This window comes from Nocardia sp. XZ_19_369 (assembly GCF_015355715.1).
Taxonomy (GTDB): Bacteria; Actinomycetota; Actinomycetes; order Mycobacteriales; family Mycobacteriaceae; genus Nocardia.
Map to the genome: position 1 here is coordinate 324,970 of NZ_JACVED010000010.1, position 24,608 is coordinate 349,577.

The 24,608-nt window shown below is 66.7% G+C and carries 25 protein-coding genes; 8 read left to right on the top strand and 17 right to left on the bottom strand.

Going from position 1 to position 24,608, the window contains the following annotated elements:
• Positions 1 to 4 precede the first annotated feature (4 nt).
• Complete coding sequence (locus IBX18_RS34375) at positions 5 to 811, bottom strand: SAM-dependent methyltransferase (RefSeq protein ID WP_194837619.1); 807 nt, start codon at positions 809 to 811, stop codon at positions 5 to 7.
• 119 nt (positions 812 to 930) lie between these two features.
• Here IBX18_RS34375 and IBX18_RS34380 point away from each other — a divergent pair, with 119 nt between their 5' ends.
• The gene (locus IBX18_RS34380) at positions 931 to 3,060 is read left to right on the top strand and encodes a bifunctional diguanylate cyclase/phosphodiesterase (RefSeq protein ID WP_194837620.1); all 2,130 of its coding nucleotides are present in this window, start codon (positions 931 to 933) and stop codon (positions 3,058 to 3,060) included.
• Positions 3,061 to 3,081: 21 nt separating this feature from the next.
• Here the strand turns inward: IBX18_RS34380 and IBX18_RS34385 are convergent, their stop codons facing one another.
• From IBX18_RS34385 to IBX18_RS34415, 7 genes are all read right to left on the bottom strand, one after another.
• Entirely contained in the window at positions 3,082 to 4,515 is a 1,434-nt protein-coding gene (locus IBX18_RS34385; RefSeq protein WP_194837621.1) for a cytosine permease, read from the bottom strand.
• A 132-nt stretch (positions 4,516 to 4,647) separates the two neighbouring features.
• Positions 4,648 to 5,325: a respiratory nitrate reductase subunit gamma gene (locus IBX18_RS34390; RefSeq protein WP_194837622.1), complete on the bottom strand. Its 678-nt coding sequence runs from the start codon at positions 5,323 to 5,325 to the stop codon at positions 4,648 to 4,650.
• A gap of 105 nt (positions 5,326 to 5,430) precedes the next feature.
• Positions 5,431 to 5,844, bottom strand: a complete 414-nt coding sequence (locus IBX18_RS34395; RefSeq protein WP_107654706.1) for a MerR family transcriptional regulator — start codon at positions 5,842 to 5,844, stop codon at positions 5,431 to 5,433.
• Positions 5,845 to 5,848: 4 nt separating this feature from the next.
• Positions 5,849 to 6,169, bottom strand: coding sequence for a hypothetical protein (locus tag IBX18_RS34400; protein ID WP_194837623.1), 321 nt, complete (start codon positions 6,167 to 6,169; stop codon positions 5,849 to 5,851).
• Between the two features lie 61 nt (positions 6,170 to 6,230).
• Positions 6,231 to 7,229, bottom strand: coding sequence for a hypothetical protein (locus tag IBX18_RS34405; protein WP_194837624.1), 999 nt, complete (start codon positions 7,227 to 7,229; stop codon positions 6,231 to 6,233).
• A complete protein-coding gene (locus IBX18_RS34410) occupies positions 7,216 to 8,616 on the bottom strand; it encodes a hypothetical protein (protein WP_194837625.1) in 1,401 nt (466 codons plus the stop codon). Before IBX18_RS34410 ends, IBX18_RS34405 begins: the two co-directional genes overlap by 14 nt.
• Complete coding sequence (locus tag IBX18_RS34415) at positions 8,613 to 8,936, bottom strand: hypothetical protein (RefSeq protein WP_194837626.1); 324 nt, start codon at positions 8,934 to 8,936, stop codon at positions 8,613 to 8,615. Before IBX18_RS34415 ends, IBX18_RS34410 begins: the two co-directional genes overlap by 4 nt.
• A 314-nt stretch (positions 8,937 to 9,250) precedes the next feature.
• On the opposite strand from IBX18_RS34415, the gene IBX18_RS34420 reads away from it, so the two are divergent.
• The 3 genes from IBX18_RS34420 (at position 9,251) to IBX18_RS34430 (ending at position 11,916) form a co-directional block, all read left to right on the top strand.
• The gene (locus IBX18_RS34420; protein ID WP_194837627.1) at positions 9,251 to 10,105 is read left to right on the top strand and encodes an ABC-2 family transporter protein; all 855 of its coding nucleotides are present in this window, start codon (positions 9,251 to 9,253) and stop codon (positions 10,103 to 10,105) included.
• Positions 10,098 to 10,925, top strand: a complete 828-nt coding sequence (locus IBX18_RS34425; protein WP_194837628.1) for an ABC transporter permease — start codon at positions 10,098 to 10,100, stop codon at positions 10,923 to 10,925. Before IBX18_RS34420 ends, IBX18_RS34425 begins: the two co-directional genes overlap by 8 nt.
• Positions 10,926 to 11,052: 127 nt before the next feature.
• Complete coding sequence (locus IBX18_RS34430) at positions 11,053 to 11,916, top strand: ATP-binding cassette domain-containing protein (RefSeq protein WP_228542273.1); 864 nt, start codon at positions 11,053 to 11,055, stop codon at positions 11,914 to 11,916.
• Between the two features lie 37 nt (positions 11,917 to 11,953).
• On the opposite strand, the gene IBX18_RS34435 is transcribed toward IBX18_RS34430, so the two are convergent.
• The gene (locus IBX18_RS34435; RefSeq protein ID WP_194837630.1) at positions 11,954 to 12,661 is read right to left on the bottom strand and encodes a DUF4389 domain-containing protein; all 708 of its coding nucleotides are present in this window, start codon (positions 12,659 to 12,661) and stop codon (positions 11,954 to 11,956) included.
• A gap of 155 nt (positions 12,662 to 12,816) precedes the next feature.
• Complete coding sequence (locus IBX18_RS34440) at positions 12,817 to 14,175, bottom strand: CocE/NonD family hydrolase (protein ID WP_228542195.1); 1,359 nt, start codon at positions 14,173 to 14,175, stop codon at positions 12,817 to 12,819.
• A 131-nt stretch (positions 14,176 to 14,306) separates the two neighbouring features.
• Between IBX18_RS34440 and IBX18_RS34445 the strand changes: the two genes are divergently transcribed.
• Positions 14,307 to 14,969: a TetR/AcrR family transcriptional regulator gene (locus tag IBX18_RS34445; protein ID WP_107654698.1), complete on the top strand. Its 663-nt coding sequence runs from the start codon at positions 14,307 to 14,309 to the stop codon at positions 14,967 to 14,969.
• Here IBX18_RS34445 and IBX18_RS34450 read toward each other — a convergent pair.
• Positions 14,966 to 15,292 carry a hypothetical protein gene (locus IBX18_RS34450; RefSeq protein WP_228542196.1) on the bottom strand — a complete coding sequence of 109 codons (327 nt, stop codon included), beginning with the start codon at positions 15,290 to 15,292 and terminating at the stop codon, positions 14,966 to 14,968. The genes IBX18_RS34445 and IBX18_RS34450 overlap by 4 nt on opposite strands.
• Positions 15,293 to 15,680: 388 nt before the next feature.
• On the opposite strand from IBX18_RS34450, the gene IBX18_RS34455 reads away from it, so the two are divergent.
• On the top strand, positions 15,681 to 16,214 hold the full coding sequence (locus tag IBX18_RS34455) for a DUF4254 domain-containing protein (protein WP_194837631.1): 534 nt from the start codon (positions 15,681 to 15,683) through the stop codon (positions 16,212 to 16,214).
• On the opposite strand, the gene IBX18_RS34460 is transcribed toward IBX18_RS34455, so the two are convergent.
• Genes IBX18_RS34460 through IBX18_RS34470 form a run of 3 tightly spaced genes read right to left on the bottom strand, consistent with a single transcriptional unit; the run spans position 16,215 to position 18,819 of the window.
• Positions 16,215 to 16,532, bottom strand: a complete 318-nt coding sequence (locus IBX18_RS34460; protein WP_194837632.1) for a hypothetical protein — start codon at positions 16,530 to 16,532, stop codon at positions 16,215 to 16,217.
• Positions 16,533 to 17,681, bottom strand: coding sequence for an acyl-CoA desaturase (locus tag IBX18_RS34465; RefSeq protein WP_194837633.1), 1,149 nt, complete (start codon positions 17,679 to 17,681; stop codon positions 16,533 to 16,535). It abuts the gene before it with no gap.
• Between the two features lie 22 nt (positions 17,682 to 17,703).
• On the bottom strand, positions 17,704 to 18,819 hold the full coding sequence (locus IBX18_RS34470; protein WP_194837634.1) for a ferredoxin reductase: 1,116 nt from the start codon (positions 18,817 to 18,819) through the stop codon (positions 17,704 to 17,706).
• Between the two features lie 192 nt (positions 18,820 to 19,011).
• On the opposite strand from IBX18_RS34470, the gene IBX18_RS34475 reads away from it, so the two are divergent.
• Entirely contained in the window at positions 19,012 to 19,632 is a 621-nt protein-coding gene (locus tag IBX18_RS34475; protein WP_228542197.1) for a TetR family transcriptional regulator, read from the top strand.
• Between the two features lie 27 nt (positions 19,633 to 19,659).
• Here the strand turns inward: IBX18_RS34475 and IBX18_RS34480 are convergent, their stop codons facing one another.
• From IBX18_RS34480 to IBX18_RS34490, 3 genes are all read right to left on the bottom strand, one after another.
• Positions 19,660 to 20,073, bottom strand: a complete 414-nt coding sequence (locus IBX18_RS34480; RefSeq protein ID WP_194837636.1) for a nuclear transport factor 2 family protein — start codon at positions 20,071 to 20,073, stop codon at positions 19,660 to 19,662.
• Between the two features lie 90 nt (positions 20,074 to 20,163).
• Complete coding sequence (locus tag IBX18_RS34485; protein ID WP_194837637.1) at positions 20,164 to 22,194, bottom strand: NADPH-dependent 2,4-dienoyl-CoA reductase; 2,031 nt, start codon at positions 22,192 to 22,194, stop codon at positions 20,164 to 20,166.
• A gap of 21 nt (positions 22,195 to 22,215) precedes the next feature.
• Positions 22,216 to 22,773 carry a PadR family transcriptional regulator gene (locus IBX18_RS34490; RefSeq protein ID WP_147128931.1) on the bottom strand — a complete coding sequence of 186 codons (558 nt, stop codon included), beginning with the start codon at positions 22,771 to 22,773 and terminating at the stop codon, positions 22,216 to 22,218.
• A gap of 178 nt (positions 22,774 to 22,951) precedes the next feature.
• Here IBX18_RS34490 and IBX18_RS34495 point away from each other — a divergent pair, with 178 nt between their 5' ends.
• The gene (locus tag IBX18_RS34495) at positions 22,952 to 24,310 is read left to right on the top strand and encodes an MFS transporter (protein WP_194837638.1); all 1,359 of its coding nucleotides are present in this window, start codon (positions 22,952 to 22,954) and stop codon (positions 24,308 to 24,310) included.
• The last annotated feature ends 298 nt before the right edge of the window (positions 24,311 to 24,608 follow it).

Here is a 24,608-nt window from a genome sequence, read left to right on the forward strand (position 1 = left end):
CGGCTCAGTCCTTGCGGGCGATCCCGCCGTACGCGCCGGAGCGTTCGGGATGGTCGCCGACGTCGGCCGGATTGTCGGGACGCCACAGCGGCAGCTGCACCAACCCCGGCTCCAGCATGGTCCAGCCCTGGAAGAATTCGGCGATCTCGGGCTTGGTACGCAGCACGATCTCGGTGGAAGTGCGCCCGGACAACTTCTGCGCTTCCAGGACTTCGTCGGGTTGCCCGTCGGCCGTGGCGTGGGTAATCGCCAGATAACTGCCGGGCGCGATCGCGTCGCGCAGCCGCGCGATACAGCCGGCGGGATCGGCCGCGTCGGGCACGAAATGCAGCACACCGAGCGCCAATACGGCCACCGGCTGGTCGAAGTCGAGCAGCCGCGCCACCTCCGGGTCGGCCAGAATGGCGTCGGGATCGCCGATGTCGGCTTGCACGACAGCCGCAGCGGGATTTCCCTCGAGGATGGCCCGGCTGTGCGCGACCGCGACCGGGTCGATGTCGACGTAAACCACACGGGCCGACGGGTTTACCGCCTGGGCCACCTCGTGCACATTACCGACGGTCGGGATGCCGGAGCCGATATCGAGGAACTGATCGATGCCCGCCTCGACCAGGAATCGCACGCACCGGCGCAGCAAATCCCGGTTGGCGCGCATGGTCTCCGCGACATTGGGCGTGAATTCCTCGATCTGGCGGGCCAACATACGGTCGATCTCGAAGTTGTGCATGCCGCCGACGAAGTAGTCGTATACGCGAGAGGCGCTGGGACGATCCAGATCGATACCCTCGGGTGCCCAACTCGGTCTGGTCATCAATCGCCAACCCTTCTCGAAACATCGCCTGCCAGCGACGAAAGCATCGCCATCGTAGCCGGGTTCGCGAGTGGCCGCAGTTGGGCGGAGCTCCGCAAATCGGACTACGATCAGACGTTATGGCGTGGGATGCCGGGAGCGGTTCTGATCCTGGCGGACCGCACGCCGAACTGGCCGGGAAATGGGCGGCCGCACTCGGTGGCGGGCCGCGCAATCACGTCGTGCCCATGAGCTCCGCCGAAACCCGCGCCCTGCTGACCACGCTGGCCAAGGAATTCGTCGACATCGCGGCGAATCAGGGACCCACCGATCGAGTCGCCGGACTCGGCGGTGAGCTCGCCCGCTCGCATTTCGTCGGTGACGAGGTGCTCGGTCGCAGTCTCGCCGTACTCAACACCTACCTCGTCGACGCGGGCACGGTCTCCGCAGATCGAGCCGCCGAGTTGCTGGCCGCCTTTGCCACCGGTTATCTGCGCGCCTTCCGCGCCTGGTTGCTGGCCGAGCAGGAAAGCGTCCGGGCCGCCGACATCACCGCACGTCGACTGGTAGAGCAGCAACTGCGGTCCAGTGAGGCGCGGCTGCGCGCGGTGTTCTCCCAGGCCGGGATCGGTACCGGGCTTTCGGACATGACGGGCCGGATCATCGAGGTCAACAACGCCTTCGCGGGCATGCTCGGTTATCGGCCCGAGGAGATGTGCCGGCTGTCGGTCACCGATCTGACCCACCCCGACGACGGTCCGGACATGTGGCAGAAGTACGCCGGGGTGCTCTCCGGCAAGTACGACAACGTGCAGTTGGAGAAGGCCTACCGGCACCGCGACGGCGGCACGGTGTGGACCCACATCAACGTCTCGCTCATCCGCGACGAGCACGGCAAGCCGCAGTACACGCTGGTACTGGTGGAGGACGTGTCCGAGCGCCGCGCGCTGCGCGAACGGCTGCACTACCGGGCCCACCACGACCAACTGACCGGCCTGCCGAACCGGTCCCGCTTCTTCGACGCGCTCACCGCGGCCTACGCCGACAGTGTTCGGGTCGGGCTCTGCTACATCGATCTCGACCACTTCAAAACCGTCAACGACACCTTCGGCCACACGGTCGGTGACGAATTGCTCGCGCAGGTCGCCGCCCGGCTCAACGCGTGCGTCAACCGATCCGATCAGCTCGTCGCGCGCATGGGTGGCGACGAATTCGTCGTGCTCATCCCGCATTCCACCGGCGTGGAGGAAGCCGCGGGGGTGGCCAGGACGGTGTTGCACGCGCTGGCGCAACCGTTCTATGTCCATGAGCACCAGCTGACCGTCACCGCGAGCATCGGCGTGATGGAGGAACGCGCCGACCGCATGTCGGCCACCGACTTCCTGAAGGCGGCCGACACCAGCATGTACTGGGCCAAAGCCGCGGGTCGCGGGCGGTACGCGATCTTCGACGCCGATCGTGGTCGCCGCGAACACACCAGCGCCGAACTGTCGGCGGCCATGCCGTCGGCGCTGCGGGACGGCGAGTTCTACCTCGACTATCAGCCGATCGTCTCGCTGGCGAGCGGGCAGACCGTGGCGGTCGAGGCGCTGGTGCGCTGGCGGCACCCGGATCTCGGCATTCTCAGCCCGGCCCGGTTCGTCGACCTCGCCGAGGACAACGGGCACATCGGCGCGCTCGGCTCCGTGGTGCTGGAGACGGCCTGCCGGGCCAGCCGCGAGTGGCACGATCGCTATCCGCAGACCCCCACGGTCAGCGTCAATGTGTCCGCCGCCGAAGTGGCAGATCCCGCCTGGCTGGACCACGTCCAGCAGGTCATCGCGGAGACCGGGATGGACGCGAGCCTGCTGCAACTGGAGCTGACCGAGCGGGCGTTCATGCAAACCACCGGACGGCCGCTGCGCGCGTTGCACACCCTGGCCGATGCCGGTGTCCGCATCGCCATCGACGACTTCGGCACCGGCTACTCCAATCTGGCCTACCTAGGCCAACTTCCGCTGCACGTGGTCAAGCTCGCCGGCCCCTTCATCCAGCGCATCCGCACGCCGGACACCGCGAGCCCCACCGACCTACTGCTGCTCGAGACGATCATCGATCTCACGCACGCCCTGGGCTTCACCGTCACCGCCGAGTGCGTCGAAACCCGCCACCAGGCCGACCAATTACGCGACCTCGGCTGTGACACCGCCCAGGGCTGGCACTTCCACTACCCGATGCCCGCCGAACAGGTGACGACGCTGCTGAGCATGTCCGATCTCCGGCTGAGCTGAAACGCCCACTGCCGCAATACTTCACACTTGGGCGGCGGTGTGCACGGTGCCGGTCGGATAGATCATTCGGTCCGGTGGGTTGCTGGCGCGGCGGGCCAGCGGGTAGTAGATGGCGGCGGTGAACACGATGCCGACGATCCAGGAAATGTCCGCGCCGCCGAGCATTTCGGTGACCGGACCGGTGTAGAGCTGCTGGGCCAGGAAGGGGATCTGGGCCAGCACGCCGAGGGTGTAGCAGGCCAGTGCGGTGCTGTTCCAGCGGCCGTATCGGCCGTCGGGGTCGTAGAGCGCGGGGATGTCGATGCGTTCGCGGGAGATCAGGTAGTAGTCGATCAGGTTGATCGCGCTCCACGGGGTGAACACCATCAGCAGGGTCAGCACGAAATTCTTGAAGTTGCCGAGGAAGTCGGCGCTGGCCCCGATCGCGACGAGCATCGACACCGCGGTGAAGCCGACGATGTAGGCGGCCCGCGCGAACGGCGTGGTGCGTGACTGCCCGTTGAACGCGGTCACCGAGGTCAGGATGGACATGAACCCGCCGTAGGCGTTGAGACAGTTCACCGTCAGCTTGCCGACCACGATCACCAGATAGATCAGCAGCGCGAGCACGGCGGGCCCGGCGAGCTCACCGATGAAGCCGACCTGGTTGCCCAGGAACGCCTTTCCCTCCACCGCCGCGACCAGCGCGCCGAAGGTCATCGACCACTGGGAGCCGAGCACAGTGCCCGCGAAGGTCGCCAGGAAGGTGGTCCGGTCGCTGGTCGAGCGCGGCAGGTAGCGCGAGTAATCGGCCACGTAGGGCCCGAAGGTCAATTGCCAGCCCGCGCCGAGCGAGATGGCGAGCACGAACGTCGCCATCTCGAACGGCTTTACGCCTACGTAGCTGCTCACGTCGTATTGGGTGAACAACCGGACCGCGAGGTAACTGAACCCGACGACGCCCACCACCGTGGCGATCCGCCCGACCACGTGGATCAACCGATAGCCGGTCACCGCCACCACCGCGGTGAGCGCGCCGAAGACGAGGATGCCGACCGTCGCGTTGTCGATGTGCAGGATCTTGTTCACCGCCTGACCGGCCAGCACCGTGCCGGTCGCGGCGAACCCGAGGTACATCACGATGACGAGCAGCAACGGCAGTACCGCCCCGAACACGCCGAATTGCGCTCGGCTGGAGATCATTTGGGGCAACCCGAGCCGCGGGCCCTGCGCCGAGTGCAGGGCCATCACGATGCCGCCGAGGACGTTGCCGATGAGCAGGCCGACGATTGCCCACAGCGCGTCGGCACCGAACACCACCGCGAGCGCTCCGTCGACGATCGCGGTGATCTGCATGTTCGCCCCGAACCAGAGGGTGAACTGGTTGACGGGCGTGCCGTGCCGTTCGGCGTCCGGGATCACTTCGATGGTGCGGCGCTCGATCGATGCGCCCGCGTCGAGTGGCTCCTGCGCCATGGGCCCGCCTTCCGTCATCCGGGAACAGCTGGAAGTGCGGGAGAGCCCGGCGAGCTGTCACTGCGTCCGAGTATCGCGCACACTGGTCGGTCGCGTACTTCTTTGCACCACAGCCCGACCGGGCGTGGTCCGCTACGGCGTAGACAGTTCGCGAGGCCGACCGGCCGGCGGTTCGGATCGAATGCGCCGGATCAGCCAGTAGACCGGCTCCGCGAGAATGCTCGCCAGACGGGTGTAGGGCCAGATCGCGACGAACAGCATCAGGACCAGACCACGGGCCTGGTAGATGAACGGCGCGTGCACCATGACTTCGGGATTCGGGTGCAGCGTCCACAGTGACCGGAACCAGGTGAACAGGGTTTCGGCGGTGCGATACCCGTTCTCGGAGGAGTTGGGGTCGAACTTGATCGCCACCCGCGTCAGCAGACCGGCCACCAGCATCGGGAAGGTGATGCGGTCCAACGGGCTGATCACGGGCCGGCCCGGGCTGCCGATCATGTCCGGCACGAACAGCAGCACCGCGCCGACCGTCGCGACCACGACGGCGCAGACCTCGACGGCGACAATGACGACATAGAAGGTGTTGTCGGGGTGCGAATTCGGCCCGGAGACGAGCAGATCGGTGAGCCGGGCGGCGATCATGCCCGCCATTCCGACGCGAAATGCATGCCCGCCGATCCGCTGTGCCCGGTCGGCTTCCGGACCGGTGCTGTACCAGCCGAATCGGTCGTGCCGATATCGCCAGAAATGGCCGATGATGAAAGACAGCAGCGCACTATAGGGCAGGACAATCCACAGCACCGACATCATGCCGTCCCCGCCTTCGTCATCGAACCGAGAAATAAGAACTATCCGAGGTACGCACCACCTTCGCAGAAGGCGCGCCGTCAAACAAGAGCCGGACGGCTCTCGCGTTCAACGGCGATTGTCGTTGTGGCCGAACGGCATCGGGCAATACGGGGTCTCCGCGCAGGTGGGCAAGTCGTGGCAGCCCGCGGCGAGCGCCGCCTGCAATGTTGTCTTGATCTCGGTCAGCTCGGCGAGTTTCGCGTCCACTTCGGCCAGTTTCGCGGCGGCCCGGGTCGGTAGGTCGGCGCCGGTGCGGGTGCCCTCGAGCAGATCGGCAACCTCGTCGAGCCGGAAACCGAGCCGCTGGGCGGTCTTGATGATGCGCAGCGTCGTCACCGTCTCCGGTGGATACATTCGATGGCCGCCCAGCGACCGATCGGGATCGTCCAGCAATCCTCGTCGCTCGTAATAGCGCAGGGTCTGCACATTCACCCCGGCGGCCGCGGCGACCTGCCCCGTTCGTAAAGCCTTGTCATTCATGTATTCACGACCTTGCCCGCTCCGTGAGCGCATCGAGGACCTCGACCTGACTGTCGGGAACGCCGATCCGCATGACCACATCATCGCCCACCGTGGTGAACGCGAAGTCGAAAAACGAACAGCATTGCGATTCGCGGGCGGCCAGATCTCGGCCGCGTTCTTCGGCGTCGGAAACAATCACCAGATCCAGGCGGGTGGGGCGTACCCGGCGCACCTCCCGCACCGATTCCGCGAAGAACCGATCGAACTCCGCGGTGCGCACGGGCTGTTCGGCGGTCGGCAACGTGCACGACTCGGCGGCCCAGTTTTCAGAATTTTCGATCATAAAGCCACGGTAAGTCCGTACCACGGTATCGATTGCAACCCTTGGTATCGCGCCGGACGAGTCAGCCCGAAGCGATCGCGGTGATCAGCGTGCGGGACGCGATGGTGCGGGTGGTGATGAGCTGGGTGAAGGTCTTGGGTTGCTCGCCGGGGTACTGCTGGGTGAGCTTGACCTCCCAGTGCGCCAGGCCGTCGTCGCCGTCGCGGGTCCGGGTGATCTGCACGCAGTAGCGGGTGCCGACCGGAATCTGGTTGATGCCGCGCTGGATCTGCTCGGCGGGCGACACGATGGCGTTGTCCGCGACCACCGCGCGCGCCCGGTACCCGGAGCGTTCCACGTAGTAGGCGTATTCGAAGGCGAGAATGGCGTCCGGACCGTTGGCGGTGCCGCCGGGATCGGTGCCGGAGACGGAATCGGCGGTGCGCTTCTGCTCGCAACCCTGGGTCGCGATCGCCGCCGGTTGTGCGGGCACCGTTGTCGTTGTGGTCGTGGCGATTCCGGTGGTACCGCGGGCCGGGATCGTACCGGTTTCCTCGGCCGCAGGCGTGTCGGTGCCGAACCCGTGCACGGCGGTGTACAGGATCGAGACGACCGCGATCGCGACACCGAGCACGATCAGCACCGCGAGCACCTTGTTGCCGCCGCGCGGCTGCTCGCGACGCCGGGTGGGGTGGCGCAGCGGGACGCCGGGGTGGATGCCGGACCGGTTGATGATCGCGGGCGGCGGATTGACGTTGTCCTCGGGGCCTTCGGCGGTGAACTCGGCTACCCGCGTGCGCCGCCGGTCCGGCTCGACCGGCGGGGCCTGCGACGGCTCGACCACCGCGGGGTGCGGGTCGAGCCAGTGCTCCCAGTCCCCGGTTCGGCGGGGCCGCTCCGGGGTTGGTGGCTCGGACACGGCGACCTCCGGATCTCGGCGACGCACCGGTGCGCGGCGGCCGGACGGGCGCCGCCGTCGTCGCGCCTTGCCGGTGGGTGTGCGCAGCATGGGCAAGCCCATGTCGAACGGATTGCCCTGCCCCTCTTGCCGACCCGGTGTGTTCGGGTCAGAGGGTGTCATCGTCGTAGTCGCCGAGGACCGGGGTCACGGCGACCGCGGCCGTCGGCACGGTGACGCCGAGCTGGCCGTCCTTGGGCTTGTGCTCCTGATCGTCCGGGCGTGGCGGCGGCGGCAACGCCACGCCACCGCCGGTGCCCGGATGGCTCTGCTGATCCGGGTTGCCCGACCGTGACGGGGTATCCGCCGGGGCCTGCGCTTGCGGCGCCGGAGCGGGCGCGGGCCTGGACTCCGGTGCCGGTGGCGGTGGTGGCGCCTCGACCTTCGCCGACGGCGCGGAGCCGTGCTGCGCGGGCGGGATCACCGTGCCGGGACCGGTCGGCGAGGACGGAGTGGAGGGCCGTGCGCCCGCGCCGAAGTCGAACAGCTTCGGCGAGGCGCTCGAGTTCGGCGTACCGCTCGACTGATCCCCGGCGGTGCTGCCCGGGCGGATCGCCTCCTGGACAGCCGTGTCCGCGCCGGCCGCCACGGTGTCGATGGCGTGCGTGCCGACCTCGGCGACCTTGTCGACGATGTGCGTGCCGACGCCGGCGATCTTGTCGATGATGTTCGTGCCGATGTCGACGCCCGCGTTGATCGCGGCGGTACCGAGTTGCACGCCCGCGTTGATGAGTTGCTGTTGCAGCTGGAGTTGGGCGGCCAGCGCCGGATCCGCAGGCTGGGTGGTGCCGCCGATGCCGGGCGCCGTGGTGCCGGGGACGGTGGTGCCGGGGACGAATTGGCTTGTGCCGCCGGGGACGAACTGGCTCGTGGTGTTCGGCTGCGCGGTGGTGACGCCGGACGGCTGGGTGACGGTGAGTGGTCCCATCCGGTCCAGTCGCCTGCTGTGGTCGTCCATCTCGGTTTGCGCGACGTTGACCGTGGTGAGGGCGTCGCGCAAAGCCTGGGTCGCCCGCGCGATCACCGCATCGGTGTCCGGGGCGGCGGTGGCGTTGCCGAGGATCTGGCGCGCGTCGCGCCGGAAGTCGGCGATGATCTGGTCCACCGTCCGCGCGGCGCGGGCGCTGGTGGCGTGCGCGTCGCCGAGCACGCTGAGATACGCCGGTCCCCGGTCGGAGATTTCGCCGATCTCGGTCTGTGTGGTGCGCAGTGCGGGCACCGCGGCGTCGGCGCCACGGGAGGTCCACGTCGATTCGAGCGCGTGCAGGCCGTCGCGGTGCGGGCCTTCCACATCGGCGGCCTGCGTGGAGGCGGACGAGAGCGCGCTCGTCGCGGTCTGATTCGGGGTACCGACGCCGGTGCCGAGGCTGGCGCGCAACTGGAGCAGCGGGCGCACCAGCGCGGCGACGATCGGCGGGTCCACGTTCGGATCCTGGTAGGTGGTCACGGGCGCGACGGTGTCGGCCGGGGCGGCCTGGGACCGCCTGCGTAGTCCGGTCAGGCTTCTCATGTCAGCGTCTCCCCCGTCCGGTTGATGGCGCCCGCGGTGTCGGTATCGATGCCCTGCATGTCCGAGGTGTAGCCGCGCAGGATCTGACCGTAGGTGCCGACGAGTTGTCCTGCGGTGGACAGCGCCTGGGCGTGTTCGGACACCGCCGTGGCGAACCGCGCCGCGAAATCGGCGCCGACCAGCCCCAGGTCGGCGGCCAGCTGGTCTTGATTCACCGCCCCGGAGGCGACTGCGGCCGCCGAGGCCAACTGTTGGGAGACCGCGTCCGCGATCGCGGTGTAAGCGGCCACCGCCGCCGGATCCAGCTTCAGCGTGTCCACCGTTCCCCTCCCGGGTTCCCAGTCTTTCGCTACCGCGACATGATTCGATGACAAGCCTACTGCGCGACCTGGACACCCTGCGTCCGATCGTCGCGAGTCCGTTCCGCCTGAGTATGGCAATCAACGGGCACGATGTCATGCGCTAGCGCACGTGCCGACCCAGCGGCGCCTCCGAATTCCCGCGCTATGTGCGATTCTTCCGGTGCGGGCGGCGCATCCGGACCTGCGCTGCGGAGTCGGCCGATGCAGCACTTTTACGGAAAAATCCGGAAGCTCTTCCACGCTCTTGTCGGCTGGCTTAGGCTTAACTCTTTGTGCGCGACAGAGCAGGCGGGGACGGACGGCTCGGCGCGACCCGGCATCCATGGCGCGCCATCGCGGTCTACACGCACCTCGCGCGCGCGGGTTTCCGACGGCAGTCGCAGTACCGGCTGGCGATGTTCGCAGGCCTTTTCACCAACTGCGTTTTCGGTTTCGTGCGCGCGGCGGTGATGCTGGCGGCCGTGCGCGCCGCCGGTGATTTCGGCGGCTACGACGAGGGTTCCATCGGCGCGTACGTGTGGCTGTCGCAGGGGCTGCTCGGCGCGATGCAGTTCATGGGTCCACCGTTGGACCTGGCCGATCGGGTCAGGAACGGCGACATCGCGATCGACTTCCTGCGTCCGGTGGATGTCCAGTTCGGTTATCTCGCCGGTGATCTCGGCCGGGCGGCCGCCACCATGCTGCCGCGCGGGGTGCCGAGCGTGCTGATCGGCGTGCTCACCTTCGGGCTCGTCATGCCGAGCACGCCCGGCCCGTATCTGCTCGGTGCGGTGAGCGTGCTGCTCGCCGTGGCCCTGTCGTTCCTCTGTCTGTTCGGCGTCGCGCTGATCGGTTTCTGGGTGGTCGAGACCCGCGGCATCCGCGTGCTGTATCAGGTCGCCGGCACGTTCCTCGCCGGACTGTTTGTGCCTGTGCACATGTTCCCCGCGTGGCTGCGCACCGTCGCGCAGGCGACGCCGTTCCCCTCGATCCTGCAAGCGCCGATCGATGTGCTGTCCGGTCGGATCACCGGGACGGCGGCGGTGAGTGTGGTTGCCGTGCAGGTGTTCTGGGTGCTGGTCGTGGGCGGCACGGGCCGGCTCCTGCTGGCGGCCGGGCGGCGCAAACTGGAGGTGCAAGGTGGTTGAGCCGAGCACTGTACGGGCCGGGACCTGGGCCACCCCGTACGCGGCGGTGTTGCGCTCGCGGATCCGCGCCCAGCAGTCCTACCGACTGTCGTTCGCCAGCGAGGTTTTCAGCGCGTTCCTGATCGGGCTGGTCGAGTTCGCCGAGGTGTGGGTGATCTTCCACAACGTCCGGGTGCTCGGCGGCCTCGATCTGAACGCCGCCCTGCTGCTGTTCGGATTCGGGCAGTCGACGTTCGCGTTGGCTCAGGTGGTCTTCGGTCATCTGGACACCCTCCCGACGCTGATTCGGATGGGTCAGCTCGACGCCTATCATCTGCGCCCGCAACCACTGCTGCTCCAGCTCATCACCAGCGACATCTCGCTGCGCCGCTTCGCCCGAGCCGCCGTCGCGCTCGTGGTGCTCGGATTCGGGCTGCTGCACAACGACATCGACTGGAGCCCGGCCACCGTCCTGCTGGTACTGCTCACCCTGGTCAGCGGTATCGCGCTGTTCGGTGGCGTTTTCGTGTGCGCGGCCGGCTTGCAGTTCTTCCTGATCGACGGTGCCGAGCTCACCAACAGTTTCACCTACGGCGGCTCGTTCGCCGCGGTGCAACCCGCCACCGTATTTCCGATCCCGCTGCGGCTGCTGTTCGGCTTCGCCATTCCGGTCTGCTTCACCGCCTATCTGCCGACCATCGCCCTGCTGCGGCTGCCCGGTCCCGCGCTGTTGCCCGCGTGGCTGGCGTGGTGGTCGCCGCTCGCGGTGCTCTGGGTGTGGCTGCTGGCCCTGAGCTGCTGGCGGTTCGGTACTCGGCACTATCAGGGAGGCGGCGGATAACGTGGCGGATTCCGGCTTTTCGGACCCGATCATCGAGATCGGGGACCTGACAAGACAATTCACCCTGTACCGCAAGGACGGCCGCCGCTGGCGCCGGCGGCGGGAGACGCTCACCGCGGTGGACCGGATGACCTTCCGGATCGAACGCGGCACGGCGGTCGGCTATATCGGTGCCAATGGCGCGGGCAAGTCCACCACCATCAAGATGCTCACCGGCATCCTGGTGCCGACCGCGGGCCGGGTGCGCACCTGCGGGCTCGAACCCGTCCGGCAGCGGCGCGAACTCGCCGCCCGGATCGGGGTGGTGTTCGGGCAGCGCTCCCAGCTCTGGTGGGATCTGCCACTGCACGAATCGTTTTCGATCCTCGCGGCGATCCACCGGCTCGACCCGGACGTCGCGCGCAAGCGTAAACACGAGCTGATCGAGCAGCTGGAGATGGCCGACACGCTGGACACCCCGGTGCGCCAGCTCTCGCTCGGCCAGCGCATGCGCGCGGAAGTGGCTGCGGCGCTGCTGCACTCGCCCGAACTGGTGATCCTCGACGAGCCGACCATCGGCCTCGACGTGCTGTCCAAGCAGCGCCTGCGCGAGTTCCTGCGCGCCGAACGCGCCGACCGCGGCACCACCCTGCTGCTCACCACCCACGACATGGGCGACATCGAAAGACTGTGCGGCCGTGTGCTCGTGGTGGATCACGGCCGCCTGGTCTACGACGGATCGCTGACCGGGCTGGCCGCCACGGTGGGCGCCAGGCGCGTGCTCGTCGTCGACTTGGCCGAGCCCGCACCGGATATCGACGACCTACCCTGCGCGCAACTGCTGGGCTCCGAGGCCGGCGGGATGCGCCAACGGCTGGCCTTCGATCCGGAGCAGACCACGGCCGCACAGCTGCTCGCGCTGGTGTCCGACCGGGCCGAGGTGCGCGATCTGTCCATCGAGGAACCGGAGATCGAGGACGTGGTCCGCCGGATATACGAGTCCGCCCGCTGACTCAGCGGGCGGATTCGGTAGCGGGACTTGTTGCTGTTCAGACTATTTCGGGCTCACGGGCACCTTGATCGAGCCGGAACGGCGGGTACTCGTCGCGCATGAGGGTGGCGTAGGCCTGCACCCGGATGCTCCACCGGTTGATGCCGACGACGAAGTCGTACACACCCTGCGGGTAGCGCGCGGTGAACAGCAGCCCGATCACCGCGACGAGCAGCAGGATGCTGATCAGCGTAATGCCGCTCGCGCCGGACCATCCGTCGTCGTCGCTGTACATATAGAACGCCATGCCGCCCGTCGTCATCGCGGCGAGGATCAGGTAGTGCGGAATGGCGAGCAGCCACCACTTCACCAGCACCAGACCGCGATGCAGCCGCTCCGGATAGTCGATCGCGAGATCCGCCGGGTACTCGTCGTTCGGCTGCAGGCTGAACGGCGGATACTTGTCGGTGCCGAGCACGGACAGCGCGTAGAACTCGACCCGCCAGGTCCAGCGCATGACCCCGACATTGAAGTCGAACATCGCCCGCGGATATTTCCCGGTGATCAGAATCGCGAAGAACGCGATCACCGTCACGACGAAGTAGGCGATGTGCAAAAACAGCAGCACGATGTAATGCGGAATGGCCAGCAGCCACTTGACCAGCCACATCCACCGCGACAATGCGGGATCCAGATCTCCTCTGACGCGAATCGGATTGACCGGGGTAACCGGCTTCGCAGTGTAGTCAGGGCTTTGAGGTTCCATGATCGACGCTCCTTTCAGGTGCTTTCGATCCACGCCACAAACCAGGTGCGGAATATCTGCGATTCTCGCGTATTCGATGGTCCCCGACACCACGATCGGGTACCGACACGCCAAAAAATAGATGCGCACGAGTTCGGCGCGTCACAGACCCCGCCCTAAACGCCCGATAGGCGGGAACCCATTCTTTCCCTGGCTAACCCAGCGGCCTGCTCAAGGGCACGTTCACCCTGCTGCCACAGCGCGACCGGCCCGTACTCGTCGATGCCGTTGTCGATGCCCTTGAGCCACTTGTCGTACCAGGCCATCTGGAGCACGTCGAGCCGCGGCGGCCGGCCCGGATTGCCGAGGCCGGAACCGGGATTGAAGTGATAGGTGTCGCCCATGATCAGCTTCTTGCGCTCCGGCGGCAGCGGGATGTCGGCGAACGACCGAGCACTGGACGAGGCGAAGATGTCCTGCCAGCCGCCGTAGGCGAAGGTCGGTACCTGAATCCGCTCCGGATGACTGTCGGTGAACGCCGAGCGCAACGAGCTGCCGGGCAGCAGTTGCTCCTTCAGCGGCGCGGGCACCGAATCCACGCTGAGCGACAAGGCCATCAGGATGTAGTCGAAGAACTCCAGCGGCGTAGCCACCCGATCCTGTAGCCATTTCAAGTCCAGGTGACCGAGCGCAATGCCGACCGGGTCCGGGAAATTCGAGATCAGGTCGACGCCCGCGATATACAGCGGGCCGAACAACCCCAATCCGCCGCCGGGAAAGGCGACATCGGTCAGCGTGTCGGTGCTGCCCTCCACCGGAAATATCGCTTTGAGCGCAGGCGGATTCTGTTCGGCCGCTTTGAATTGATTGATGCCGGAGTAGGAGATGCCGGACATGCCGATATTGCCGTCCGACCACGGCTGCTTGCTCGCCCAGTCGATCATTTCGAGGGTGTCCTGGCCCTCCCTGCTCTGGAAGAACTGCCAGGCGCCCTGCGAATATCCGGTGCCGCGCACGTCGGCCACGATGTAGGTGTAGCCGTGCTGCACCAGCTTGCGGTCGGCACCGAAGGTCCGCGCGGCGCCGCCGCTGAGCGCCCTGGTCAGATCGGTGATCGAGTCGAACGGCGTACCCGCGAAGTCGAACCGGTTGACCAGCTCGATCAGCGCATCGGACAGCACCGGGATGTTGAGGGCGAGATCCGCGATCAGGGACACGAATTTCGTGTACGGGGTGAGGTTGAGGATGGTGGGCAGCGGCTCGGTCACGATATTGCCCGCGGCGTCGACCGGCCGATAGATATTGGCCTTCAACACCGTTCCGTCGCTCATGGTGATCGGCACGTCGAAGTCGATGTGCACCGGCCCGGGGTACTTCGCCGGACCGTCGTGCGCGGCGGTCCACTGCCTGCCGAGCTCACCCCCGTCCGGGGCCGATTCCGCGACCGCGGTGCTCGGCACGACCCACAACGCGGCCATGGCCGCGGCGACAACCAGGACCCCTACCCGACCCAACCCGCGACGAAATGTCCTCATCGACCTCGACCCTTCTGGCTGACCTGCTTAAAAACACTGCCGTACCTATGATGGGTGTGAGAGTAACCGGGACCACATCGAATGGACAAGTATGAGTCAGATCACTGGCGCGAGGTGTCTATCCTCAGGGGATGGGACTCGAAGCCGGTGTCGACCGCGGCCGCCTGCCACGTGGCACCCACGGCATGGCGCCGGAGGCGGTGGCCCACTCGCAACGCATGCGGATGTATCTGGGGGTGCTGGAGGCGGTCGCCGAACGGGGTTACGCCGCAACGACTGTCGGCGATATCGTGGCCCGCGCGAACGTCTCGCGGCGCACCTTCTACGAGCTGTTCCGCGGCCGGGACGACTGCTTCGCCGAGGCGTTCGAGGCGGCCGTCGGGCTGGTGCTCGGCGAACTCGCCGGCAGCGTGCAGGCCACCCCGCGCAGCGAGTGGCGCGCGCTCATCCGCACCACGCTGGAGACCTACCTGCACGTCCTGGCCGAGAACGGTATCTACGCCCGCGCGCTGCATATCGAATGCCTGGTGGCCGGGCCGGTCGTCGCCGAGCAGCGCCGTCAGATGAAAACGTTACTGGCGCACCGCATGCACGCGGCTTTTCGCATCGGTCGCGCCGAGGGCGATATCCCGGTGGACATTCCGGCGGAAATATTCGACGCACTCATCGGCGCGGTCGACGATCGCATTCGCGACTGCCTGGAAGGCCCTGGCGCCCAGGCGCTCCCCACCCTGAGTGCGCATCTGTACCAGATCACCATGGCGCTGTTCGGCGTTCCGGAATGGGACGCCTAGCCGGGACCGCTCCCCTGCGCCGAATACAGGCTCACTTCGCCGTCCTCGCTGAGGAACGCGTTGACCAGCATGATGCGCTGGGCCTGCAGATCGTCGGTGGCCGGCGCCTCGGTGGTGATCGAAATCTGCGGTATAGCTGCCCAGTTCACCACGTAGCGCTCGGGCGGTCCGTTGTCGTCGGAGAGCCTGGCGAGGCGGAAGACCGACACGGTCTTGCGAACGATGAGCGTGCGCACGACCTCTCCGATTCGCTCGGGGTCTTCCAGCGCGAACATGAACCCGAATGTGAGCTCGGGCGATGACACGTAGGCGGGCACGAACATCGAGGCTAGCGGATCGACCGAGACCGCGCAGCCGCCGCGCCGAACCGGTTGCTGACCATGCGCCCGTCCCTCCTTGTCGGAGATACCGACGGTGCACTCATGTGACCGATCCGTAACGAACCATAACGATTTACAAGCGGCTTTCGGTTTCGTACACCATACTATTGCGCCGATTCGGCAACCGCGCTTTCCTGAAAGAGTCCCGATTATTCGGGCCGTCTTCCTCATCGCATCGTCGCGGATTTCCCGGTTTCTTTGCCGTGCTGGTGGACTATGGGGGTGACGTCCGAGCTCGGGACTGCGCCGGAGCCGAGGGGTGCCCCTCCCCGAAATCCCCCTCGGCCCTGGCGCATCCAGATCGGGATAGATACCGCAGGGGTGTACGCACATGCCGACCGAATACGCACGCGTCCGTATCGGGACAGAAGAACTGCCGCCACCCGCTGAACTCTTGCGCGCCTTCCGCGAACCCGACGATCCGAACCGGCACCGGCACAGCGTGCTCAGCGCCGCCCGGCAGCTCGTCGAATGTCATGAACGGCGGCACAAGGCAATCGAAGCGGCGCACGCGCCCGACGCCTCGCCGGGGCGGGTCGCGGCGTGCACCCAGCGGGTGGAGGACATCGACGGGCAGCGCGCCGAGTTGGTCGGGCAGATCGACGTGTGGGTGGCCGACAACGTCGAGCACCGCGGCGGCGCCTCGCTGCATACCGAGACGCTCGGCGCGGTGATCGATCGCATGGCGGCGAAATGGGTTGCGGCACAACGAGCTCTGCGCCGAGCACCGCAGCAGCGGGCACGCCCGGTGCAGGTGGACGGGGAAGCCCACCTGCAGTGGTGCAGGCTCGCCGAATTGACCGACGGCTACCGGGATCTGGTCACCGACGTCACCGAACACCGGCGCAGGCTGCCGGTGTGGTGATCAGCGGGTCTCGTCGACTCCCGGGTCGACCACCTCGGCGTCGACGAACGACGTCTCGGTAGCGACCGGCGGCTTCGGCGCCGCGGGTGCCGGATCGTCGGGCTCGAGATCCACCGCCCCCCGCGCCTCGGCGGCATCGCGCCGAGCCGCGGCGGCGGCCTCGTTCATCTCGATCGCGTCGGTCACCCACTCACCGATCTCCTTGGTGACCTCCGCGACGGTGCCCGCGATGATGCTCGCGATATTGCCGACATGTTTGGCGCCCGAGGACGTCAATTCTTGAATGAGGTCCTTGTTGCTTTCGAATTTCCCGATCATTCACACGCCCACTTCGGTTGCCTTTCGCTGACGCATCACGATAACACCGGGAGACGGTTCGCTCTTGACCAAGCTGGGCGGCAGTGCGAGCTTGAAAATTTTCAGCCAGACCGAGCCGATCTGCTTGCTGAACGAGCCGGTGTTGTACGGGAGTCCGTACTTTTCGCACAATGCGCGAACCTCCGGCGCGAGGTCCGGATAGCGGGCCGCCGGGATGTCCGGGAACAGGTGGTGTTCGATCTGGTGCGACAAATTGCCGGACATGATGTGGAACAGTTTGCTGCCGGTGATGTTGGCCGAACCCAGCATCTGCCGGATGTACCACTCGCCGCGGGTCTCGTCGGCGGTCTCCTCTTCGGTGAACGTCTGTACGCCGGTGGGGAAGTGACCGCAGAAGATGATCGAGTACGCCCAGACGTTGCGGACCAGGTTCGCGGTGACGTTGCCGGCCAGCGTGCTGAGAAACAGCGGACCGGTCAGCGCCGGGAAGATCAGGTAGTCCTTGAGCGCCTGCTTGCCCGCCTTGCGGAACTGACCCGTGACGAGCCGCTTGATGTCGGACCACTTGCGCTTGCCGCGCACGATGTTCTCGACCTCGAGGTCGTGGGCCATCACGCCCCACTCGAACAGCATCATCAGCGCGAAGGCGTAGAGCGGCTGGCCGAGGCGCAGCACGTTCCACGACTGGCTCTCGTCCATCCGCAGAATGGAGTAGCCGATGTCGCGGTCCTTGTTGTGAATGTTGGTGTAGGTGTGGTGGATGTAGTTGTGCGAGTGCTTCCACTGGTCCGCCGGGCAGACCGTATCCCATTCGAAGACACGGGAATTCAGGCCTGGCTCGCGCATCCAGTCGTACTGGCCGTGCATGACGTTGTGGCCGATCTCCATGTTGTCCAGGATCTTCGACACGCTCAGCGCGGCGACGGCGGCCAACCAGACCGGCGGCAGGAAGCCGAGGTACATCAGGCCGCGCCCGGCGATCTCGAAACCGCGCTGCGCCTTGATGATCGAGTAGAGGTATTCGCGGTCGCGGTCGCCGAGGTCGGCGACGACCTTGGCGCGCAGCTCGTCGAGCGCCTTGCCGAGTTCCTCGATCTGGTCCGGGCTCAGTACCAGCGGGCCGTCTTTGGTTTCGGTCAGGATTGTCATTCGATTAATCCTTTGCTCGGGTTCAGATGTCGATGTCGACGTCGCCAACAGGGGCGTTGATGCAGAGCTGGATGGGCTGGTCCGGGTCACTGTCGGTCTCGCCGGTGCGCAGGTTGCGGGTGCAACCGGTGCGGCGAACCGCGGTGCAGGAGAAGCAGATTCCCATCCGGCAGCCGTACTCCGGGGTGAGTCCGGCGGCCTCGGCCTGCTCGAGCAGAGGCGCGCCGCTGTTGTCCGCGGCGACACCGCTGGCCGAGAAGCGCACCGTGCCGAAGGCCTCGTCCGCGTCGACCGGGGTGAGCGAGAGGGTGAATTCCTCGGTGTGCAGCCGGTCGTCGAGCTGCTCGGCCTCGTAGATCTTGCGCACCGAGTCCATCAGCGACTGGGGGCCGCAGACGTAGGTGTGCGCGTCGGCGAACCACGGTGCCACCCGCTCCAATTCGTCGTAGTCGAAGTATCCGCTCGACTTCGCCGTCGCCACGTCGACCCACGGTGCCGAGGTGTCGACCCCGGTGGTCTCGGGCCGCCACGGATGCCGCAGCTCGATCCGGAAGTTCGAGTGCCGCTTCGCGATCGCGTCGAGTTCCGCACGGTGCGGAACCACCTCGGGCGATTTCGCGTAGTGCAGGAAGACGACCTCACCCGGGTAGCCCTCGTCGGCCAGGGTGCGCAGCATCGACAGCACCGGCGTGATGCCGCTACCGCCGCTGATCAGCAGCACCCGCTCCGGGCGCGGGTCGGCCAACCGGAAGACACCGGCGGCCTGCTCGAGATCGACCACCATGCCGGGTGTCGCGTTGCGGGCCAGGTACTGCGAGACCAGGCCCTCGGGGTGCGCCTTGACGGTCAGCTGGAGGTGCCTGCCCCGGCCGCCCGCCGGATTCACCGGCGAATAGCAGCGCGTGTGGCGGACACCGTTGATCACCACGCCGATCTGGACGTACTGTCCGGCGGCGTGGCCTTTCCATTGCCGAGTCGGGCGCAGCGTCAGGGTCACCGACCCCGGGACCGAACGGTCGACCCGGATGATCTCGGCGCGCATCTCCCGCGCGGTGAGGGTCGGGCGCACGAGTTCCAGATACCGGTCCAGCGGATGCGGCGTGGTCAGGGTCTGCACCAGGTTGATGAGATCCACCATTCGTTACTCCGTGCCTCTATGTCGGGGCTGTTCGACTTGCAGGAGCCGCGACGTTGCGTTCCAATTTCAGTGCACGTCTGTACACTCAACTAGTGTGACTGATGACCGGGGTCTGGTGTCAACCGGCAAAACATGTGACGCGAACAACATCTGGAGATAAGACGAATGGTGAACGGATGTATGCTCACCGTGATGACTGAGCAGGCAGAAACCCGAGGCGAGCGCAAGGAGCGCACGCGACAGGCCCTACTGGACGGCACCCTCGCACTGGCTGCCGACCGTGGCTTCGCGGCGCTGAGCCTGCGTGAGATCGCCCGCTCGGCAGGCATCGTGCCGACCGCTTTCTACCGGCACTTCGCGTCGCTGGACGACCTCGGCGCGCAGCTGGTGGACGACGGCATCACCGCGTTGCGCCTCGCGCTGCGCGAAGTACGGCGCAAACCGGATGCGAGCCTGTCCGACACGGTGCGGTTCGTGTTCGCTCAGGTGGAGCCGAAACGCGAACTGTTCGGCTTCCTCACCCGCGAACGCCACGGCGGTTCCGCGGCACTGCGCAAATCCATTGCGCTGGAACTGCAACTGATCGTCCGCGAACTCGTCGCGGACCTCTCCCGCATCCCGGCGCTGGATTCCTGGAGTCACGCGGATCTGGAGATCGCCGCCGACCTCCTGGTCTCGACGGTCACCGACGGCATCGTCGCCTACATCTCAGCGCTGCCGCGGGAACGGGACGCCATCATCGATCGCACCGTGCAGCAGATGCGGTTGATCTCGCTCGGGATCGGCGCGTGGTGGCCGCCGAAGGAGCGGTAGTTCCACGCACAACGCCATAGTCCGTGGCTAGCCGAAGACCATGGTCTTGGCGCGGGCGGTGTCCATGTATTCGCGGACGCGGTGGATGCGGCCTTCGTGGAGTTCGAAGATGAAGCAGTAGTCGTTTTCGTAGGCGTTGCCGTTGGCGAGGGTGGCGGTCATGGTTTCCTCCACGATGACGCGGTCGCCTTCGGCGTAGAAGCCGTGGAAGGTGAGGGTGACGTCCTTGGCGAACATCTTGGCGAAGCCGTAGGCGAGGAAGTCGGCGATGGCGTCGCGGCCGATGATGTGGCTGGGGCCTTGCATGAAGACCGCGGTGGCGTTCTGCGGGGGTGCGAGCCACTCCGCGTCCTCGGTGAAGAACGCGGATATTTGGTCGAAATCGTGTGTGGCGAAGGCTTTCCAGGCGTTGTGGACGATGGTTTTGCTGTCCTGAGTCACCTGGCCAGCGTTGCGAAGATTCTGCCGCGACGCTGGCGGAAATCAGACGAGGTCACCCGGTGTCGCCCACCGGCGACACCGGGTGATCACTCAGAGTCGAGCGGCGAGGCGGGTGCCCTGATCGATGGCGCGCTTGGCGTCCAGCTCGGCGGCCAGTTCGGCGCCGCCGATGAGGTAGAGGTTCATGCCTGCGGCGCGCAGTTCGTCCTCCAGATCACGGACCGATTCCTGGCCCGCGCAGATGATCACGTTGTCGACCGGGATCAGTTGGGGGCGTTGGCGTTTCTCGCCGAAGCTGATGTGCAGGCCGTTGTCGTCGATGCGTTCGTAGTTGACGCCGCCGATGTGGTCGACCCCTTTGGCTTTGAGCGCGGCGCGGTGCACCCAGCCGGTGGTCTTGCCGAGGTCCTTGCCGAACGGCGTCGTCTTGCGTTGCAGCAGAACGACTTCGCGGGCGGCCGGAGAAGGCTTCGGCTTGGTGAGCTGACCGCGAACCTGCTCGTCGTCGGCGGTGACGCCCCACTCTTCCTTCCACTCGTCGAGCTTGAGCGTGGGATGTCCCTCGACGGTGAGGAATTCGCTCACGTCGTAGCCGATGCCGCCGGCACCGATGACCGCGACGCGCTTGCCGACCGGACGCTCCTCGCGGACCAGTTCGGCGTAGGACAGCACCATCGGATGGTCGATGCCGGGGATGTTCGGGATGCGCGGCTTCACGCCGGTGGCGAGCACCACCTCGTCATAACGGGCCTCGATGAGTTCGGCGGCGGTTACCCGCTTGTTCAAATGCACTGTCACGCCGGTGACTTCGAGCATCCGGCGGTAATACCGGATCGACTCGTTGAACTCTTCCTTGCCCGGAATGCGGCGGGCGATGTCGAACTGGCCGCCGATCTTGTCGTCGGCCTCGAACAGATCGACGTGGTGGCCGCGTTGGGCGAGGCTCACCGCCGCGGACAGCCCGGCCGGGCCCGCACCGACCACGGCGACCCGCTTGGTGCGCCGGGTAGGCAGCAGCTTCAGCTCGGTCTCGTGCCCGGCGCGCGGGTTCAGCAGGCAGGACACCGTCTTGTGCTGGAAAGCGTGGTCCAGGCAGGCCTGGTTGCAGGCGATGCAGGTATTGATCTCGTCAACCCGGTCCTGCTTGGCCTTGTTGACCCACTCGGGATCGGTGAGGAACGGGCGCGCCAGCGAAACCAGCTGCGCGTCACCGCGAGTCAGGATCTCCTCGGCGATCTCCGGCATGTTGATCCGGTTGGACGCACACACCGGAATGTTCACCTGCTTGGTGATTTTCGCGGTGAACTCGACGAAAGCCGCACGCGGCACCGAGGTCACGATGGTCGGAACACGCGCCTCGTGCCAGCCGATGTCGGTGTTCAGGATGTCCGCGCCCGCGGCTTCGAGTTCCTTTGCCAGCGCGACGATCTCGTCGAACGTCTGCCCCTTCTCGACCAGCTCGGCCATGGAGAGCCGGAACACGATGATGAAGTTCGGCCCGACCGCGGCGCGGGTGCGGCGCACGATCTCCACCGCGAGGCGGCGCCGGTTCTCCGGCGAGCCGCCCCACTTGTCGGTGCGCTTGTTGGTGCGCGGCGCGAGGAACTGGTTGATGAAATAGCCTTCACCGCCCATGATTTCGCAGCCGTCGTACCCGGCGAACTGGGCCAGTTTCGCACAGCGCGCGAAGTCGTCGATGGTCTGCTCGACGCCCTTGGCGGAGAGCTTGCGCGGCCGGAACGGGTTGATCGGCGCCTTGATCGACGAGGCGGAGACGCTGCCGGGCAGGTAGGAGTAGCGGCCTGCGTGCAGGATCTGGATGGCGATCTTGCCGCCCTCCTTGTGCACCGCCTTGGTGATCACCCGGTGCCGGTACGCCTCGGTCTTGTTGGTCAGCTTGTTGCCGAACGGCAGCAGCCAGCCGGTGCGGTTGGGTGCGTAACCGCCGGTGATGATCAGGCCGACACCGCCGCGGGCCCGCTCGGCGAAGTAGGCCGCCAGCTTGTTGGTGTCCCAGGCGCGGTCCTCCAGGCCGGTGTGCATCGACCCCATCACCACGCGATTGCGCAGGGTGGTGAAGCCGAGGTCGAGCGGCTCGAACAAATGGGGGAAGGCACTCATGCCTGTCTCACCTTTCTCCGGTCAATCGCCGCGCGGGGCTGTCGCGGGCGGGTGCAGGGCGTGCAGAACTTCGTCGCACCATTCGATGAACCCCGACTCCACGCGGACGCCCGCGCGTAAGACGAGGTACTGGTGCAGAGCCGTACCGGAGAGCTGATCCGGTGCCGGAAAGTCGCGTTTCTCGATGAGGCGATAGACGTCGAGGCGTTGGGCGTGCTCGTCGCGGTGCCGCGCGACCTCGGTGCGCAGCGCGCCGATATCGCCGTAGGCGGCGGCGCGGATCTTGACCGCGAGCTCGTTGCGCGGGGTGCCGGTGTCGGAAGGTTCGGCGATCCAGCGGGCCAGTTCGGCGCGGCCCGCCGCACTCACCGCGTAGACCTTCTTGTCCGGTCGGCCGTCCTGGGCCACCGACTCACTGCTCAGCCAGCCGGATTCCTCCATGCGCTTGAGCACCCGATAGATCTGCTGGTGCGTCGCGCTCCAGAAGTACCCGATGGACTTGTCGAAGCGGCGCGCCAGCTCATACCCCGAGCCGGCCCGCTCGGTCAGCGATACCAGCAATGCGTGCTCGAGGGCCATGTGGTCAGAGTAACCGTGACACCCAGTACTATGCAACTGAGTGCATATCCTGGGATTCGTGTCGGGCGTTGACCCCGTTGTGCGGGTCGAATCGCATTAGGCTGCGCCGCATGGGCGAGCGAATCGTGTCGGAGCGCGCGTCGCGCATGCCGGAGCCGAGCGCCAGCGAGGTGCAGGCATGAGTGAGGTGGACGCGCGGGCGACTGTTGGGCAGGCCGCCGGGCGCGGGCAGGTGGCCGCATGGGGGCTGTGGGACTGGGGGTCGTCGGCGTTCAACGCGGTGATTCTCACGTTCGTGTTCTCCGTGTACCTGACCGACAAGGTCGGTGATGATCTTCCGGGCGGGATTTCGCCAAGTGCGTGGCTGGGGTGGGCGCTGGGACTGGCCGGGCTGGTGGTGGCGGTGACCGCGCCGGTCAGCGGGCAGCGTTTCGACGCGACCGCGAAACGTAAACGCTCCCTTGCTGTTCTGACGGCGCTCTGCATCGCGTCGATGACGCTGATGTTCTTCGTGCACGACGACCACCACTACCTGTGGCTCGGGCTGGTACTGCTCGGGCTGGGCTCCGCGTTCTTCGAACTGGCCAGCGTGCCGTACAACGCGATGCTGCGTCAGGTGTCGACGCCCGCGACGGTCGGCCGGGTGTCCGGATTCGGTTGGGCGATGGGCTATTTCGGCGGCATCTTCCTGCTGCTGATCTGCTACTTCGGTTTCATCGCCGGCGAGGGTGACACGCGCGGGCTGCTCGGTATACCGACCGATGACGGGCTCAACATCCGGCTGGTCGCCATCGTGGCGGCGGTCTGGTTCGCCGCGTTCGCGCTGCCGGTGCTGTTCACCGTGCCCGAATTGCCGCGCACCGACGCCGATCCCGGCGCGGCCAACGCGGGATTCTTCGCGTCGTACCGGATTCTGGCGCGCGACCTGCGCGAACTGTGGGTGACCGATCGGCGCACCGCCACGTTCCTGATCGCCAGCGCGATATTCCGCGACGGCCTCGTGGGTGTGTTCACCTTCGGTGCGGTGCTTGCGGTTCGGGTGTACGACATCGCGGACTCCGACGTGCTGCTGTTCGGCATCGCCGCCAATGTGGTTGCGGCGCTGGGCGCGATCGTCGCGGGCCGCTTCGACGACCGCGGCGGACCGAAGCTCGTCATCGTCGTCTCGCTGGTCTCGATGATCATCTGCGGTCTCGCCCTGCTCGTCGTCTCCGGCCCGCTGATGTTCTGGATCTTCGGCCTGCTGCTCACCGTCTTCGTCGGCCCGGCCCAGTCGGCCGCCCGGTCCTTCCTCGCCCGGCTGGCACCGCCCGGCCGCGAAGGTCAGTTCTTCGGCCTCTACACCACCACCGGCCGCGCCGTCTCCTTCTTGGCCCCCACCTTGTTCGGCCTCTTCGTCTGGCTCTTCCACTCCGACAGAGCAGGCATCATCGGCATCGTCCTCGTCCTAGCCATCGGCCTGATCGCCCTGCTCCCCGTGCGCTCCCCGGACCCAATGGAGATCGCCGCATCCCCCTCCGACAACGAACCCCGCTGACCCTGCCAGTTCGCCGGGCCGACCAGGACCTGATGGCGGTCGGTTGTCGCGCGGTTGTCGCGACCTCGTCGTGCACCACGCTGCGACACGTGGTGCCGCACTGTCACGTCGCCCCAATTCCGCCGGCACCCGAGGTAGCTCGGCTCGGACAAGGCGGCACCGCGCTGATCCAGAGCCGACAGCAAAACAATCAGCGACTGGACCAAACCGCCGACGCTGGCAACGCGAATCACTTGCAATGCCGTCCAGGACGCGTCCGCTACCGCGGTGTCCTGGTGCGCCATTGGCGAAAGTAGCC

What these genes read in the sequence shown, in the direction of transcription:
- IBX18_RS34465 (WP_194837633.1), bottom strand. Translation starts at nt 17,681, where the DNA reads ATGACAATCCTGACCGAAACCAAAGACGGCCCGCTGGTACTGAGCCCG.
- IBX18_RS34440 (WP_228542195.1), bottom strand. Translation starts at nt 14,175, where the DNA reads ATGAGGACATTTCGTCGCGGGTTGGGTCGGGTAGGGGTCCTGGTTGTC.
- IBX18_RS34445 (WP_107654698.1), top strand. Translation starts at nt 14,307, where the DNA reads ATGGGACTCGAAGCCGGTGTCGACCGCGGCCGCCTGCCACGTGGCACC.
- IBX18_RS34475 (WP_228542197.1), top strand. Translation starts at nt 19,012, where the DNA reads ATGACTGAGCAGGCAGAAACCCGAGGCGAGCGCAAGGAGCGCACGCGA.
- IBX18_RS34485 (WP_194837637.1), bottom strand. Translation starts at nt 22,194, where the DNA reads ATGAGTGCCTTCCCCCATTTGTTCGAGCCGCTCGACCTCGGCTTCACC.
- IBX18_RS34455 (WP_194837631.1), top strand. Translation starts at nt 15,681, where the DNA reads ATGCCGACCGAATACGCACGCGTCCGTATCGGGACAGAAGAACTGCCG.
- IBX18_RS34375 (WP_194837619.1), bottom strand. Translation starts at nt 811, where the DNA reads ATGACCAGACCGAGTTGGGCACCCGAGGGTATCGATCTGGATCGTCCC.
- IBX18_RS34390 (WP_194837622.1), bottom strand. Translation starts at nt 5,325, where the DNA reads ATGATGTCGGTGCTGTGGATTGTCCTGCCCTATAGTGCGCTGCTGTCT.
- IBX18_RS34435 (WP_194837630.1), bottom strand. Translation starts at nt 12,661, where the DNA reads ATGGAACCTCAAAGCCCTGACTACACTGCGAAGCCGGTTACCCCGGTC.
- IBX18_RS34470 (WP_194837634.1), bottom strand. Translation starts at nt 18,819, where the DNA reads ATGGTGGATCTCATCAACCTGGTGCAGACCCTGACCACGCCGCATCCG.
- IBX18_RS34430 (WP_228542273.1), top strand. Translation starts at nt 11,053, where the DNA reads ATGACCTTCCGGATCGAACGCGGCACGGCGGTCGGCTATATCGGTGCC.
- IBX18_RS34380 (WP_194837620.1), top strand. Translation starts at nt 931, where the DNA reads ATGGCGTGGGATGCCGGGAGCGGTTCTGATCCTGGCGGACCGCACGCC.
- IBX18_RS34490 (WP_147128931.1), bottom strand. Translation starts at nt 22,773, where the DNA reads ATGGCCCTCGAGCACGCATTGCTGGTATCGCTGACCGAGCGGGCCGGC.
- IBX18_RS34405 (WP_194837624.1), bottom strand. Translation starts at nt 7,229, where the DNA reads ATGACACCCTCTGACCCGAACACACCGGGTCGGCAAGAGGGGCAGGGC.
- IBX18_RS34460 (WP_194837632.1), bottom strand. Translation starts at nt 16,532, where the DNA reads ATGATCGGGAAATTCGAAAGCAACAAGGACCTCATTCAAGAATTGACG.
- IBX18_RS34385 (WP_194837621.1), bottom strand. Translation starts at nt 4,515, where the DNA reads ATGGCGCAGGAGCCACTCGACGCGGGCGCATCGATCGAGCGCCGCACC.
- IBX18_RS34495 (WP_194837638.1), top strand. Translation starts at nt 22,952, where the DNA reads ATGAGTGAGGTGGACGCGCGGGCGACTGTTGGGCAGGCCGCCGGGCGC.
- IBX18_RS34400 (WP_194837623.1), bottom strand. Translation starts at nt 6,169, where the DNA reads ATGATCGAAAATTCTGAAAACTGGGCCGCCGAGTCGTGCACGTTGCCG.
- IBX18_RS34410 (WP_194837625.1), bottom strand. Translation starts at nt 8,616, where the DNA reads ATGAGAAGCCTGACCGGACTACGCAGGCGGTCCCAGGCCGCCCCGGCC.
- IBX18_RS34395 (WP_107654706.1), bottom strand. Translation starts at nt 5,844, where the DNA reads ATGAATGACAAGGCTTTACGAACGGGGCAGGTCGCCGCGGCCGCCGGG.
- IBX18_RS34450 (WP_228542196.1), bottom strand. Translation starts at nt 15,292, where the DNA reads ATGTTCGTGCCCGCCTACGTGTCATCGCCCGAGCTCACATTCGGGTTC.